The sequence below is a fragment of the Rufibacter roseolus genome, from assembly GCF_017916365.1.
Classification (GTDB): Bacteria; Bacteroidota; Bacteroidia; order Cytophagales; family Hymenobacteraceae; genus Nibribacter; species Nibribacter roseolus.
Genome location: NZ_JAFMSU010000002.1, coordinates 1484237 through 1498615, shown reverse-complemented (window position 1 = coordinate 1498615; position 14379 = coordinate 1484237). Strand labels below are relative to the sequence as shown.

At 52.8% G+C, this 14379-nt stretch carries 14 protein-coding genes; 13 read left to right on the top strand and 1 reads right to left on the bottom strand.

Features of this window, described 5'->3' with window-relative positions:
• Positions 1-80: 80 nt before the first annotated feature.
• From J3P35_RS15125 to J3P35_RS15080, 10 genes are all read left to right on the top strand, one after another.
• The gene (locus J3P35_RS15125) at positions 81-515 is read left to right on the top strand and encodes a hypothetical protein (protein WP_210465403.1); all 435 of its coding nucleotides are present in this window, start codon (positions 81-83) and stop codon (positions 513-515) included.
• A 69-nt stretch (positions 516-584) separates the two neighbouring features.
• On the top strand, positions 585-800 hold the full coding sequence (locus J3P35_RS15120; protein ID WP_210465402.1) for a hypothetical protein: 216 nt from the start codon (positions 585-587) through the stop codon (positions 798-800).
• 369 nt (positions 801-1169) lie between these two features.
• Positions 1170-1595, top strand: a complete 426-nt coding sequence (locus tag J3P35_RS15115; RefSeq protein ID WP_210465401.1) for a hypothetical protein — start codon at positions 1170-1172, stop codon at positions 1593-1595.
• A gap of 138 nt (positions 1596-1733) precedes the next feature.
• Positions 1734-2531: a HipA family kinase gene (locus J3P35_RS15110; RefSeq protein ID WP_210465400.1), complete on the top strand. Its 798-nt coding sequence runs from the start codon at positions 1734-1736 to the stop codon at positions 2529-2531.
• Positions 2509-2892 carry a DUF3037 domain-containing protein gene (locus J3P35_RS15105; RefSeq protein ID WP_210465399.1) on the top strand — a complete coding sequence of 128 codons (384 nt, stop codon included), beginning with the start codon at positions 2509-2511 and terminating at the stop codon, positions 2890-2892. The genes J3P35_RS15110 and J3P35_RS15105 overlap by 23 nt, the downstream gene beginning before the upstream one ends.
• A gap of 235 nt (positions 2893-3127) precedes the next feature.
• Entirely contained in the window at positions 3128-3301 is a 174-nt protein-coding gene (locus J3P35_RS15100) for a hypothetical protein (protein WP_246850238.1), read from the top strand.
• A gap of 205 nt (positions 3302-3506) precedes the next feature.
• The gene (locus tag J3P35_RS15095) at positions 3507-4997 is read left to right on the top strand and encodes a serine hydrolase domain-containing protein (RefSeq protein WP_210465397.1); all 1491 of its coding nucleotides are present in this window, start codon (positions 3507-3509) and stop codon (positions 4995-4997) included.
• Between the two features lie 51 nt (positions 4998-5048).
• Complete coding sequence (locus tag J3P35_RS15090) at positions 5049-5222, top strand: hypothetical protein (protein WP_210465396.1); 174 nt, start codon at positions 5049-5051, stop codon at positions 5220-5222.
• A gap of 11 nt (positions 5223-5233) precedes the next feature.
• Entirely contained in the window at positions 5234-6754 is a 1521-nt protein-coding gene (locus tag J3P35_RS15085; protein ID WP_210465395.1) for a sensor histidine kinase, read from the top strand.
• A 15-nt stretch (positions 6755-6769) separates the two neighbouring features.
• Entirely contained in the window at positions 6770-7465 is a 696-nt protein-coding gene (locus tag J3P35_RS15080; RefSeq protein WP_246850237.1) for a LytR/AlgR family response regulator transcription factor, read from the top strand.
• 382 nt (positions 7466-7847) lie between these two features.
• Here J3P35_RS15080 and J3P35_RS15075 read toward each other — a convergent pair whose 3' ends face one another.
• Positions 7848-8927: a spore photoproduct lyase family protein gene (locus tag J3P35_RS15075; protein ID WP_246850234.1), complete on the bottom strand. Its 1080-nt coding sequence runs from the start codon at positions 8925-8927 to the stop codon at positions 7848-7850.
• Positions 8928-9133: 206 nt separating this feature from the next.
• Between J3P35_RS15075 and J3P35_RS15070 the strand changes: the two genes are divergently transcribed.
• The 3 genes from J3P35_RS15070 to J3P35_RS15060 all read left to right on the top strand — a co-directional run bounded on the left by J3P35_RS15070 (position 9134) and on the right by J3P35_RS15060 (position 14224).
• The gene (locus J3P35_RS15070) at positions 9134-10165 is read left to right on the top strand and encodes a spore photoproduct lyase family protein (RefSeq protein WP_210465394.1); all 1032 of its coding nucleotides are present in this window, start codon (positions 9134-9136) and stop codon (positions 10163-10165) included.
• 205 nt (positions 10166-10370) lie between these two features.
• On the top strand, positions 10371-11699 hold the full coding sequence (locus tag J3P35_RS15065) for a patatin-like phospholipase family protein (RefSeq protein WP_210465393.1): 1329 nt from the start codon (positions 10371-10373) through the stop codon (positions 11697-11699).
• 308 nt (positions 11700-12007) lie between these two features.
• The gene (locus tag J3P35_RS15060; RefSeq protein ID WP_210465392.1) at positions 12008-14224 is read left to right on the top strand and encodes an acylase; all 2217 of its coding nucleotides are present in this window, start codon (positions 12008-12010) and stop codon (positions 14222-14224) included.
• Positions 14225-14379: the final 155 nt, after the last annotated feature.

Sequence of the window (14379 nt, the reverse complement as noted above, 5' to 3'; positions counted from 1 at the left end):
TCTGCCCCTGATGCCGTACCTTTAGCGTTTAAGAAAAGGGTTGGCCATCTGGCGCAACCCTGGAAGAGAACGGCAGAAACATGAAAGCAATAGGCAACATCCTTAACATCAGCACGCAGCGCGACAGTCGGCACAAAGGAATTGAGGTGCACCTTGATTCCATTGAATACCTCACCAGCAAGAAAGACGGACGCTACTACCAGGATTTTGAGTATCTGGACGAGCTGGAAACCCCACTGGTGATCACCGGCGACTGCCTGGCGCGGGTGAGCGGCAAACCCTCGGCAGACGGGGTGTACGAGTTCAAGGTGTATGACAAGGTAGGGGAGGAGTACGTCCTGAACCCCGACAAAAAGCTGTACTTAACCGTAGTCTATGACTTTGATGAGGACCTGAACATCCTCTCTGAGGCGTATTACTCAGTGACCATGCCCAATGAGGAGTTTACCCAGTTCAAAATGGAGAAGGAGAAAGAGAAGTCCCTCAAGAACTGGAAAGGCCGGAAAAAACGTTAATTCTGGCTTGTTGAGCGTAATTGAATTTGGTTGTGAGATTGTTTTTAGGGAAATAGCTTTTTATAAAACATGATGTTAAGTAGAACCCTTCCCAAAAATGCAGGAAAAGTCAGTGCTATTATTGCGGTTTTAGTGACGAGTGGGTTCTTATATCTTTTCATATCAGTTGAAAATGGTTTTTGGGTAACAACAAGAACAATGAAGTTGAATTTGGATGACCGAGCGCAAGAAATTTTTATTGTAATAGACAAAGAAGCTATTCATCCAAATGCAATGAAATTATGAATGGTTGGCACAGTGAAAGGACTTGGTTTACTCAAGTTTGGTTGGAATAATTCTTCATTTTATCGTTCAGACACAGTTAGCGGAAACTTTAATATTAATTATGAGCGACTAGATTGGTACAGTGACACATGCTTTTTCAAGTTGGAGCCTTTGGCAACTACAAGGGGTGAGTTGATGATAGATTGTAAAATCTTTTCGAGCAGAAAATAACAATTCATATCTAAACTTTATTGTATCCGCGCCACAGCAAAGCCCTATCACAATGGAGTAATATCCCTATAGGTTAAACTTTTGTACATAGACAGAGTACATAAACAAAATGCTTCCTTTGATAGTTAGGTTGGTGAAAACCCCATCAGGAACCGGAAAATGGCAACCTTGCAACTAGAGAATCTGTATCAGGATGACGTTGTCCAGATAGACCTAGACAAAGGTAACGCCATGCTGCAGTTTACTTTCCTGCAGCAGCCCACTCTTGATCAGTTCAGAAACCGGTACCAACTGGCCTTTGACCGGGCGGGCCTGAAGGGCGTCAAGCTCTGGCTCACCGATGCCCAGAAAATCAAAGTCATGCAACCCGAGAACCAGACCTGGCTCAAGCAGAACATGGCGCCGCTGTTTGCCTCAAACCAACTCCAGAAATTCGCGATTGTCATGGCGCCTGAGTGCTTTGTCATGACCAATCCGCATAAAGTATATGAAAAACCCGCCGAAGGAAAAGATGCTCCGGTGACGGGGAAAATAAAGGTGCATTTCGCCAAGGATGCCGCCTTAGACTGGCTCCTGAATGATTAAAGCCCTGCCCCTTCTTACAAAAAGCACCGCTTTGTTCAGGCGGCCCACAAAAACCATCCATCATGCGGGTGTATCTTGCCAGGAAAGCAGCAACGGCGGCTATCCGGGCACCGGTGCACCTGAAGGAAATTACAATCTATGAATTACAAGCAACCAGAGCTTAGAACCGTCAATGTGGTGCGGTACGTGACCCCGCTACGCGAAGGTGGTTCTCTGCCCGCCATTGTGGAGGCAGACGATGAGTTTCTCTATGTGCTCAAATTCCGAGGAGCCGGACAGGGTGTAAAAGCCCTCATTGCCGAGCTAATAGCCGGCGAGATGGCCCGCATCCTGGGTTTCAGGGTACCCGAGCTGGTGTTCGCGCACCTGGACGAGAGTTTCGGGCGCACTGAGCCTGATGAGGAGATCCAGGATTTGCTGCGGTTCAGCGAAGGCCTCAACCTGGGCCTTCATTACCTGTCAAGGGCCATCACCTTTGATGCGCTGGTGACCACCGTTGACGCCCGGCTGGCCTCTGAAGTAGTCTGGTTTGATTGCCTCATCACCAACGTGGATCGCACCCCCCGCAACACCAACATGCTCATGTGGCACAAGGAACTGTGGCTTATTGACCACGGCGCGGCCTTTTACTTCCACCACTCGTGGCAGAACTGGCTGGAGCAGGCCAAACGGCCGTTCGCCCAGGCCAAAGACCACGTGCTGCTGCCCCAGGCCACCGAGCTGGAGGCGGTGGACGCTGAGTTCAAGGCGATTCTTACCCCCGAGGTAATCCAATCCATTGTATCTTTGATCCCCGAGGACTGGCTCACCGGAGATTCCCCGTTTGCCACCCCAGAAGAGCACCGCCAGGCCTACGCCCAGTTCCTGGAGACTCGCCTGGCCCATACCGAAACCTTTGTGAAAGAAGCGCAACATGCAAGAAAAGCACTTATTTGAGTACGCCGTTTTAAGGGTAGTTCCCTGCGTGGAGCGCGAGGAGTTTCTCAACGTGGGTGTGGTGCTCTACTGTTCTTCGCAAGGATTTCTCCAAACCCTGTTCCACCTGGACCATCAGCGCCTGCAGGCCTTCACCACACCCGTGGACCTGGACGAGCTGCACGCCCGCCTGGATGCTTTCGCCCGCATCTGCGCCGGTGGCAAAGCGGGCGGCACTATCGGCCGGTTGCCCATTGCTTCCCGGTTCAGGTGGCTTACAGCTACCCGCAGCACCATTGTGCAGACTTCGCCCGTACACCCCGGCCTTTGCACTGATCCCAAGGAGACCCTGGACCGCCTGTTCCATCAACTGGTGCTGTAAGTTGAGCGCCTGGTAAAAAAATGATATTAATAGCCTGGCTCCGGTTAGCGCCTGTTTTACCAAAACGGGGCTCGCCAGATATGGAGAATTCCTCCGGCGGGCAGCTTGAAAAGCATGGGAATTGAATTCATTGTGCCTGAGTGATGTTTCCATTCTGACGCCTTTGGTGGCGGAAAGCTCAGCATGTAAGAGCAGACACCCGGACCGCATAAAGAGAGGTACAACCCAGATGAAGATGACAGAAGAAGAATTTGATAATAGATTGGTGGAGACCCTGGATGCTTTCCTGGAAACCATGGCCGAGAGTCCTGAGGTAGACCTGGACAGATTCTATACTTTGACCTGCCTGCTGGAGAACCTGCGGTTTTTCAGCCCGGTTCTGTACAGCGCCATCAAGAACAAAGAGTAAGGGAACCAGCAATCGCGCTACGAGCGCATGTAGCGTTTAACGCCTATTTTTATGGAATTAAGCCCAGAAAAAGCCATCAGAAGATGGCTTTTTTGGTTTCTGTCCCACAAACCTGAGACTTCATCACATTTAATTTTGCCTCTGCTCAAAGCTTTTTACTCTTGCTCATCATTAGTACAGGTTGTTACATCTAACCCTAAAGATTATGAGCAATTCCCTTCAGAAAGCCAGCCAAACCACCCGGTGCCTGCCCTCAGGTTCCTTTCTCCGGAGCAGTTTACTTCTTCTTGCCTTCGGGGTAGCCTCGCTGCCTGCCTGCACCCAGAAGGCCCAATTGGCACACCCCCAAGTTTACGCTTCGCAAAGCCTGGTTACCCAACCTTCCTTCCCCCACATAGAACGGATAGAGTTCGCCGCCAACCTGGCCGCCGATGATCACCTGCGGGCGGGCCTCACGCCGGGCATGAGCCTGGCCGTGGCCAAAGACGGCAAGGTGGTGTTTGAGCGCGGCTACGGCGAGGCCGATGTAGAGAACGGTGTATTGGCCGGTCCGGAAACGGTGTACAAGATTGGCTCGCTCACCAGACAGTTTACCGCGGCTATGGTCATGCGGTTAGTGGAGGAGGGCCGGGTTTCCCTGGATGACCCCGTAACCCAGTTTCTGCCTGATTACCTAACGCAGGGAAACCAGGTCACCATCCGCCACCTGCTCAATCACACCTCCGGCATAAAGTCGTTACCATTGTTGGCCCAGGAAAACCGGCGGCGGTGCGGGCAGGATCTTTCTTACAGAGAGATGGTCCAACTCCTCGGGGAACAGCCTTTTGACTTCAGGCCCGGCGAGCGGTTCGCAGAAAACAACATGGCTTATTACCTATTGGGTGAGATCATCTCTAGGGTAACCGGCATGGCTTATGAGGATTATGTCAACAATGAGCTCCTGCAGCCCTTGCAGCTGAACCACACCGCTTTCTGCGAGGAAAAACGGCTGATCCTTAACCGGGCTCGGGGTTACGAGTACCAGGAGGGCAAACTCAGGAACGCCGGTTATGTCAACATGCAGGTGGCCGGCGGGGCAGGGGCGCTCTGCTCTAACTTAGGTGATCTGCTCCGCTGGACCTATTTGTTGCACAGTGGTCGGGTAGTATCACCCGCTTCATTGCGGCAGATGATGTCGCCTACCCAGTTGGCCAACGGCGATACCGTGGGATATGGCTTCGGGTTGGAGCTGGATGAATTGGGTGGGCATCCGCAGGTTTTTCATACGGGCAGTGCCAACGGGTTTGTCTCGGCGCTGGCTTATTACCCAAAAGACGGCCTCACGGTTGCCGTGTTGATGAATTCCACCACCGGAAAGCCTTTAGAGGTTTTGAAATCTTTGGCCCGTGCCGCCCTAGGCCTGGAGGTGCACGATCTGCCTCTCCGGGCCAAAGAGATCGGCAAGTACCAAGGCACCTATACTTACCGGGCCGGCCAGAAAACGCGCGAGTTGCGGGTGTTCTGTGAGAAGGGCCAGCTCAAAGCTCAGTCCCTGGGCGGAAAACCCTTCCGACTGTTGTACCAGGGAAACCACGTGTTCGTCCCGGAGGTAGACGAGGACCTGCGCATTGCCTTCTCCATGGAAAACGGCCGGGCCCGGGGCTTGCACCTGCATGCGGGGCGCTGGGAGGTAACATCGGCTAGACGAAAGTCTTAGCCCAAAAGCCTTCTTCATAGAGAAATGTCGCTGGTGTTTTAGAGCTGTTTTGTGGAAAGCGCATCCAAAATGCCAGCCGCCTTTCTGGTCAGCCTTCCTGCTTTACAATCTTTTTCCCGGTTTTTCTTTTGCCCAGCGGTACGCCTGGTGGCTTTCATCACATTTTCGGCGGCACTCGTCACTTTTTTTATTTTTCAAGCGGGCATTGCCCTATCATTGTTTTAAAATCCTGAGCCATGAATGACCTCGTCAATAATCCATCGTACCTCAAAAGAGTAGAGTTTTGGGGCGCCACTACCATCTTCGTCTTTGCGGTTTTCTTCCTGACCACCATCTCCCACGGGCCAGACCAACATCGGTTTGAGGAGGCCGGGATTCCGTTTTACTATTACCAGGACTTTTTTTTTCCGCGGCTCATCCGCTACACGCTTCTTTACCTGGGCTTCCTGCTGCTCAACTTCAAAGTCATCCCCAAACTCCTGGAGAAAGAAGGCTTAGTAAAGAACATCCTGGTGGTGCTGGGGCTGTTTCTGTTGGTGGGACTGGTGTTTGGCATCACCGATACCTATTCTAAAAATTACATCCTTAACCGGTACACCTCGGAGGACGAGGCCTACCAGGCCATTTTCCAGGGGAGCTATTTCTATGCTTTTAGGTTGCTGTTGCTCATCGGGTTTTACGCCTTCATTAAATATGTAGGGTTGTACCTGCTGTCCAGTTCAGAGGTTATCCAGTCTAAATACCGCCTCATCACCCGCGACGGCCTGGCCGCTTTTGTGATTTGGATGATCAGTATGTTCCTCTTGATGGTAGTGGATGCTGAAGGAGAGTTGATTTTGGGCTGGGGCATTGTGGGGCCCAGTAGTATCCTGCTTTACTGCTACTCGTTTTATGCCCTTATCCCTAAATCTCTGTCTAAAAAGAAACCCTTCAGAGCATATTTGGGAAAAGCAGTTCTGGTACTGATTGCCTCAATTATTCCCATCGGGTTTCTGGCGCTGCTTCTGGTACAGGGTACTGTACAGGATAATGAGTTTGCCTTCATGATAGCGATTTTCAATGTTTTCTTTCAGTTACTCATCACAGTGCCTGTTTCCTGGGTACTGTTCAAGCGCCAGATGCAGGGCCATGCAGAGATCCACGTGCTCAAGCAGGAACTGGGGCAGTCTACCGCCAACTTTGACTTCCTGCGCTCTCAGATCAACCCGCATTTTCTGTTCAACGCGTTGAATACGATCTACGGCACCGCCATCCAGGAAAACGCCGAGCGCACGAGCGAGGGTGTGGAGAGGCTGGGCAACATGATGCGGTTCATGCTGCAGGAGAACCTGCAGGAGCGGATCTCGCTGGTGCGTGAAGTGGAGTACCTGGAGAACTACATCAGCTTCCAGCGCCTCCGCACCGATGAAAGCCCCAGCGTACGCATCACTGCCCAGATTGAACAACCCATTTGCCCCATCCAGATATCGCCCATGCTGCTCATTCCGTTTGTGGAAAACGCCTTTAAGCACGGTATTAGCTTTAGAGAGCCCTCGCACATCAACATCACGCTGGAGGTGAAGGACAAGACGCTCTACTTTGACGTGCACAACAGCAAGCACGACAAACAAGGCACCGATCCGGAGAAAGACAAAAGCGGCATCGGGTTGGTGAACGTTCGCCAACGCCTGCAACTGCTGTACCCGGGCCGGCACGAACTCATCATCCGGGAAACAGGCAAAGAATTTTTTGTGCATCTTACCCTGCAGGTAGCCTAGTCCGTTAAAACCTATATGTCCACTTCTACTATGAAAGCCATTGCCATTGACGATGAACCCATAGCGCTGGAGATTGTGCGCTCGCACGCCTCTAAGGTTCCCTTCCTGGACCTGAAAGCTGAGTTCACCGATGCCTTCAAAGCCCTGGAGTACTTGCAGAAGGAAAGCATTGACTTACTGTTCCTGGACATCAAGATGCCCGATATCTCGGGCATCGATTTTTTCAATTCTCTCAGCAAAAAGCCGCTCCTTATCTTCACCACTGCCTACTCAGAGCACGCCGTGACCTCTTTTGAGATGGATGCCGTGGATTACCTGCTCAAGCCGTTCTCCTTGTCAAGGTTCATCAAGGGCTGCAACAAGGCGTTTGAACTCTACAATTTCAGAAACGCCTCAGAAACCACGGACCACCTCTACATTAAAACCGGCTACGAGCAGATCAAGGTTTTCTACGAAGACATCCTCTACCTGGAGGCCACTGGCAACTACGTGACCTTCGCGACCAAAGACAAAAACATCCTCTCGCGCAGCACCTTCATTGAAGCCATCAACCTGTTGCCCCCGGATAAATTCGTGCGGGTGCACCGTTCTTTCGTAGTGGCAGTGAACAAGATTGACAAAGTGGAAAGGCACCAGGTCACCATCAACCACAAAACCATCCCCCTCAGCGAAGCCTTCCGCCAAAGCCTCACCGCATACCTGAGCCGGTAAAAGTAGATTGGTTTTAAGCCGCTTTTCCAGAAAACTGCTCCTAAACAGATTGAAAGGTTGATGGTGTTTTGTGCACGCATTCCGTCCCCCTTTGAAGGGGGTAGGGGGATGACCACTCGTGCTGATCATGGCATTCCCAATGTAGGGGCAATCCCTTGTGGTTGCCCTTGCGCTTGCCTCCGCAGTCTTGGTTTTGTGATAACACCAACAACGGCAATAAGCGCAGATTCTCTATTGCAAAAGCAAACGGTTCTTGAACATACCTTGTCATCCCCCTACCCCCTTCAAAGGGGGACGATATGCGTGGGGAATGCGTAGTAAAAACGAAAAGCCGGTAAGACAATTCCTACCGGCTTTCGCTTTCCAAAATATATTCTCCGCCTTAGGTCCAATACAAAATGGGAGCCTCAGGGAAGCGTCTTTTGAGTTCGCTGTAGAAGAAGCTGCGCAGCATGTTCATGGTGGCGGAGTTGTAGACGTACTTCTTGCCGCCAAACTTGTTGTACTTAAGGGATCGGTTGCTCTCGTCAAAGTCAATGATGGTGTTGGGGTACCATTCCTGCAGGAGCGCTTTGGAACCCGGCGTGAACCGATGGCTGATGAGCTCAAAGGTGAACTCACAGGGAAAATCCAGGGTCTGCTCCAGCCGGTCAAGTAAATAGGTGTACTGCTCTTCCCAATCCGGCACGGGCATGATGGGGGCGATGACCAGGCCTACTTTGTAGCCTCCGCCGCCTTGTGCTTGCGGGAGCGCCAGTTTCCGGATGGCGGCCAGCCGGGCCTCCATGGAAGCAGTACCACCTTCCATCCGCCGCGAGATGAAGTCGGTGTTGAGGCTGATGCGGGGTTGGGTGTGGCCGTTGTGCGGAAGGTTGAGCAGGCCGTCTACCTGGTCAAACTTGGAGACCCAGCGCAGGTGCATGTTCTCCTGGTCCCCGAAAAAACGGATAGTCTCGGCCAGGCTGCCCGTGAGGTGCTCAATGCCCAGCGGATCTGTGTAGCAGCTCGCCTCAAAAGTGGTAATCCCGTTGGGTTTACGGTAGTTCACCAGGTTATTGAGAATGGTAGGCAGGTTGGCGAAGGTTCTGATCACGGGCGGACCCTGCAAACTACCGGCCAGGTAGCAGTACTGGCAATGGGCGGGACAGCCCTCGGCCAGGTGGAACTGGTAATCGGCGGAGGGCGGTATGGGCTGCAGTTTCAAGGCACTGGGTGGGGCGGTAACAATGGCCAGGGTGCTTTTGGCCTTGCGGTAAGTTTCGCGCTCGTCCTCGCCGCGCAAGCCTGTGAGCCGGTTGCTTTTCAGTTCCTGCACCGGCAAGCCCAAGGCCTGCACCCGCTCGTAGATCTGCCTGCCCCAGGGTTCGTCCAAGGCAGCCGGGGTGATAAGCACTTGTTTGGGCATCCATATTTTAGAGCGGATCTCCGCTTTGGGGATTACAATCTCCTGAACTGCTTCCATGTACGTGTTTTATAGCTGAGATAATGGGTGATTCTAAGGCAGCACATCAGCATGAAAAGGCTTTTCTGCTGCTATAGAACTAACATAAACTCACCTCCTTTGATTCATATTTTTAGCCTGTAAAAAATTTGTAAATAGTTATTTATCAATAGGTTGTAAATATATTTTCCTGAACCGGAACACTGTTGCAGCTGTTGTAAAAGGGTATGCAGAAATTCAATCCGTCCACTATTCTTTATACCCCCGATGCCCTGAATGAGCGCGGGCAGAAGGCTTTGCTCACCTATCCAGACGCGGTGCCGCAGGCCATTGCGCAGCATAACCGGTTGCCGGCTTTGGAGGGGAACCACTACCAGGTGAAATCAGATGTGTTGGTGCTGGGCCGCCTGAAAACGTTGGTGTGTAGGGAGAGCGGTCGCAGCTCAGATTTCATCGCGCCTAGCCTGGCCAATGGGTGTCTGGGGGCTTGTGCCTATTGCTACGTTGACCGCAACAAGACCGTCAACCCCATCACATTGTTCACCAATACCGAGGAGATTCTGGCCGCCGTAAACAAGCACGTGCAGAAGCAGCCCTGGCCTAAGGTCCCTAACCAGACGCACGCTCAGTTCTATACATATGACATCGGGTGTAACTCAGACGTGTCGGTGGATGCTTCTATCTCTGATGGTGTGGAGACGGCCATCCGGTTCTTCCGGGACCATCCCAAAGCGTTTGCCACCTTCGCAACCAAGTTTGTGAACCCGCAGATGCTGGACTATGATCCGCAGGGCAAGACCCGGATCAGGTTCAGTCTGCTGCCCCAGAAAGTAAGCAAGCTGGTAGACGTGCGCACCGATAGTCTGGCCAAGCGCCTGTCCGCCATCAACGACTTCTACCAGGCCGGTTATGACGTGCACGTAAATTTCTCGCCGGTGATTGTGTATGAAGGCTGGCTGGACGATTACCGCGAACTGTTTGAGCAATTGAATGAGGTGGTGCCTCCCAAGCTGAAGGAGACCATGAGTTGCGAAGTCATTTTCCTTACCCACAACCAGTGGCAGCACGAGATCAACCTGTCTATCAACCCTAAAGCCGAGGACATGATCTGGGCCCCTGCCATTCAGGAGACTAAGCAAAGTCAGTTTGGCGGCATCAACGTGCGCTACCAATACCAGCTCAAAGCCCAGTGGATTTCTGAATTCAAAAAGCTGCAGCAGGAAGTGATTCCGTGGTGCCAGATCAGGTACATTTTCTGAAAAACAGCCTCAAAACGCATAAGCCTCTGTTCCGCTTTCATGGAAGCAGAGGCTTTTTTTTATCCTTCGTTTCATCAGAGTAGGGCATAGATAAGTCATTGCTGGTCTTTATATTAGATTCAGCAACAGAGGCATCATTACATCTATGAATCTCCGTGCTGACACCAACAAAAGACCAGGTACCCAGAACTTAAGTGTTTGAAAGATGAGGATTGAACAGTTTACAACCGAGAATGGGCTGGTGCAGTCTACCTTGACCCAACTGCGCGAGCGGGTGAAAGATAAAACCTTCTCAGACGTGGTAGACGGGGATGGGCACCAGTACGTGGACCTGGTCATGGAAGGCGGCGGCATGCTGGGGATTGCCTTGGTGGGTTACGTATATGTGCTGGAGCAGATGGGCATCAGGTTTCTGCGCTTGGGCGGCACTTCGGCGGGATCTATCAACGCTCTGCTTATGGCCGCGGCCGGACCCAAATACCAACCGGCCAGCGACTGGATTCTGCAGATCATGGCCAATAAGAACTTCTATGACTTTGTAGACGGCGACTCAGACGCCAGGGATTTTATTGAGGCTTGGGTAGAAGGCAGCGGCCTGGTGAAACTCACCTGGAAAGGGGCTCAGGTCATAGACAACCTCCGGAATGACTTCGGGCTGAACCCCGGCCGGCATTTCCATGAATGGCTCACGGCCCAGCTGAAGGTGAAAGGGGTAGACACCTGGGGCAAACTGGAGGCCCTCAGGGCGCAGGGCAATGAACGCCTTATCCACCGCGACGGCACGCCCTATGTCTCAGATTCCGCGGGCCGGCTGGCCTTAGTGGCCGCCGATGTCACCACCCAGACCAAGGTGGATTTCCCGGCCATGGCCAATCTGTATTGGGCAAACCCCAGCCAGGTGAACCCGGCAGATTTTGTGCGGGCCTCTATGGCCATTCCCTTGTTTTACCAGCCGTTTGTGGTGAGAAACCTGCCCAAGGGGTTGGCGGCCCTGGACAGGTGGAACAAAGTGGGCTACACCGGCAACGTGCCGGAAGAAGTCTATTTCATTGACGGCGGAATCAACTCAAACTTCCCCATTGATTTGTTCCACAACCATAACAAAGTCCCGCAGGCGCCTACCTTTGGGGTGCAGCTGGGCGTGGACCGTAATGAACCAAGGCGCATCAAAACCGTGACGAACCTAATAGGCGCCATCTTTGACTCGGCCCGCCATGTGCACGACTATGACTTCATTGCCCGTAACCCAGACTACCGGCACCTGGTGGCCTTTCTGGATACCGACGAGTTCACCTGGTTTGACTTCCGGATGCCTGATGCGCAGAAACTCCGCTTGTTTGAGTTGGGGGTGAAAGGCGCCGCTGACTTTCTCATCAGGTTTGATTGGGTTAAATACAAAGAACTGCGGCAAACCATGGTAGCCCTAAAACAAAAGTCAGACAACATGTTAGCCAAGGCCAATACCAAAGCCTTGATCCATGGCCATCTCAAAGATCATCCAGGGCTAGATTCTTCCCATGCGCCAGGCGCCTGAACCAATATTTTGACAAAACAGCCATGAAACGCAAACCTTAAGACTTCACTAGGTTGTGGCTAATGTATGGGCAGTTCTGGTATGCTTGAGTAATAACATCAGCGAAGCAGGTTGATGCTTTTGCCTCAAGGAGGTTGCAAACTTCCGGCCAATATAGGTCCCATTTGGAAACTTGAACCAGGTACTCATGATAATGAATTAACCTTATTTTTTAGGAGTGTTATTTACATCAGGTGGTGGCGTTTTGTGGGCATTTTCAGCAAAAGAGGCTAAATTGGCAGACTGACTATACCACCTTTCAACAACCCATGCATTACTTCAGAAAGAATACAACTCTGGTATTCCTTTTCATTTCCCTGCTTTTCTCCTGCGCCTCCAGTGAAAAAGCCGTCTCCGCGAAACAGGTGGAGAAATGGGAGCAGCAGGCCGCCCGCGTCACCATTATCCGCGATGATTTCGGGGTGCCGCACATCTACGGCAAAACCGATGCCGATGCGGTTTTCGGGTTGCTGTACGCGCAGTGCGAGGATGACTTCAACCGGGTGGAGCGCAACTACCTGTGGGCCATCGGCCGCCTGGCTGAGGTGGAAGGCGAGGAGATGCTCTACAGCGACCTGCGGGCACGCCTGTACATGACCAAAGAGGAAGCCATCCGGAACTACGAGAAAAGCCCGGCCTGGCTCAAAACACTTTGCAACGCCTTCGCCGACGGTATCAACTATTACCTGCACACGCACCCCGAGGTGAAACCCAAACTGCTCACCCATTTTGAGCCCTGGATGCCCATGTACTTCTCTGAAGGCTCCATTGGCGGCGATATTGAAAGCGTGTCCACGGCCCGCATCAAGGCGTTTTATGAGTCCAACAAATCACTCGGCTACAACTCCTTCGGCGACGGGCTGGAGCACCCGGCGCTGCTGGCCGAGCCGAAAGGCTCCAACGGCTTCACCATCTCGGGCAAGCACACCGCCTCTGGCAAGGCCATGCTCCTGATCAACCCGCATACGTCCTTCTTCTTCCGGGGCGAGGTACATGCCGTAAGTGAGGAAGGCCTCAATGCCTACGGCGCCGTGACCTGGGGACAGTTCTTCATCTACCAAGGCTTCAACGAGAAAACCGGCTGGATGCATACCTCGGCCTACGCCGATGTGATTGACGAGTTTGAGGAAACCATTGTGAAGGAGAACGGCAAGCTGTTCTACCAGTACGGCAGTGAGAAGCGGCCGGTGACCTCGTCTAAAGTGACCCTGGCCTATAAAGACGGCGGCGAGGTGAAAGAGAAAACCTTCACCACGTTCCGGACGCACCATGGGCCCATCACGCACCAGAACGGCGACAAATGGGTGGCCACGGCCCTCATGTGGAAACCCGTTGAGGCGCTGACCCAATCTTACACCCGCACGAAGAAAAGCAACCTGAAGGAGTTCAACGAGATGATGAAGATCAGGACGAATTCCTCCAACGGCACCGTCTACGCCGATGCCGACGGCAACATTGCCTATTACCACGGCAACTTCTTCCCGCGCCGCGACCCGGCTTTTGACTACACCAAACCGGTGGATGGCTCAAACCCCAAAACCGATTGGCAGGGAATCCACCCGCTGGAGGAAACCATCATTGTCACCAACCCGGCCAACGGCTGGATCCAGAACTGCAATTCCACCCCGTTCACCAGCGCCGGCGAATACAGTCCCAAAAAGGAAAACTACCCCGTGTACATGGGCCAGTCGCCGGAGAATTTCCGGGGTATCCACGCGGTGCGTCTCCTGAAGAAAGCGAATGACCTTACCCTGGACAAGCTCATCAAGCTGGCCTATGACCCGTACCTGCCCGCGTTTGAGGTCCTGATCCCAGGTCTGGTGAAAGCCTATGATGCCCAGAAACCCAATGATCCCAGATTGAAGGAAGCCCTTGACGTGATGCGCAACTGGGATTTTGCCGTTTCAAAAGAATCCGTTCCTATGTCCCTGGCGCATTTCTACGCCACCAACCTGTTCAAGAATGGCAGCGCGCCGCAGGGCCTGAGTCTGATTGACCGCATCACCTACTATGCCAACACTGCTCCCGAGAAAGAGCGCCTGGAGATTTTCTCCCAGACCGTGGCGCAGGTGGAAAAGGACTTCGGGAACTGGAGAACGCCCTGGGGCGAGATCAACCGTTACCAGCGCCTCACCGGCGACATCAAGCAGCCCTTCAATGACGCGGCGCCCAGCATTCCGGTGGGTATGGCTTCAGGGAACTGGGGCGCGCTGGCTTCCTTCGGGTCTAGCGCTTACAACACCAAACGCCTGTACGGCACGCTTGGCAACAGCTTTGTGGCAGTGGTGGAGTTCGGCGACAAAGTGAAGGCCAAAACCCTGTTGGCCGGCGGCCAGAGCGGCGACCCTAAATCGCCCCACTTCTCTGACCAGGCCCAACGCTACGCCGATGTCCAGTTCAAAGACGTGGCCTACTACCGCGAGGATGTGGAGAAACGCGCCGAAGCCACCTATCATCCAGGCCAGAAACCCACTAGAACCAAATAGCTTTTCCGTTTAGGAGCCCTTTTCTGGAAAACAGGCCCAAAATACTATCACCAAATAAAAGACCTCTCTACCTGGGAGGTCTTTTGTTTTTAGGTCCATGCAGCCTGAGATTTCTTTCACAACCCAGACCTTCCTGGCTAAACAAGGTTGGGCTG

Bases quoted from the DNA above. Each gene is read 5' to 3' on its own strand.
- J3P35_RS15070 (WP_210465394.1), top strand. From the start codon at position 9,134: ATGCAGAAATTCAATCCGTCCACTATTCTTTATACCCCCGATGCCCTG.
- J3P35_RS15060 (WP_210465392.1), top strand. From the start codon at position 12,008: ATGCATTACTTCAGAAAGAATACAACTCTGGTATTCCTTTTCATTTCC.
- J3P35_RS15125 (WP_210465403.1), top strand. From the start codon at position 81: ATGAAAGCAATAGGCAACATCCTTAACATCAGCACGCAGCGCGACAGT.
- J3P35_RS15085 (WP_210465395.1), top strand. From the start codon at position 5,234: ATGAATGACCTCGTCAATAATCCATCGTACCTCAAAAGAGTAGAGTTT.
- J3P35_RS15115 (WP_210465401.1), top strand. From the start codon at position 1,170: ATGGCAACCTTGCAACTAGAGAATCTGTATCAGGATGACGTTGTCCAG.
- J3P35_RS15120 (WP_210465402.1), top strand. From the start codon at position 585: ATGATGTTAAGTAGAACCCTTCCCAAAAATGCAGGAAAAGTCAGTGCT.
- J3P35_RS15095 (WP_210465397.1), top strand. From the start codon at position 3,507: ATGAGCAATTCCCTTCAGAAAGCCAGCCAAACCACCCGGTGCCTGCCC.
- J3P35_RS15080 (WP_246850237.1), top strand. From the start codon at position 6,770: ATGTCCACTTCTACTATGAAAGCCATTGCCATTGACGATGAACCCATA.
- J3P35_RS15110 (WP_210465400.1), top strand. From the start codon at position 1,734: ATGAATTACAAGCAACCAGAGCTTAGAACCGTCAATGTGGTGCGGTAC.
- J3P35_RS15105 (WP_210465399.1), top strand. From the start codon at position 2,509: ATGCAAGAAAAGCACTTATTTGAGTACGCCGTTTTAAGGGTAGTTCCC.
- J3P35_RS15075 (WP_246850234.1), bottom strand. From the start codon at position 8,927: ATGGAAGCAGTTCAGGAGATTGTAATCCCCAAAGCGGAGATCCGCTCT.
- J3P35_RS15100 (WP_246850238.1), top strand. From the start codon at position 3,128: ATGACAGAAGAAGAATTTGATAATAGATTGGTGGAGACCCTGGATGCT.
- J3P35_RS15065 (WP_210465393.1), top strand. From the start codon at position 10,371: ATGAGGATTGAACAGTTTACAACCGAGAATGGGCTGGTGCAGTCTACC.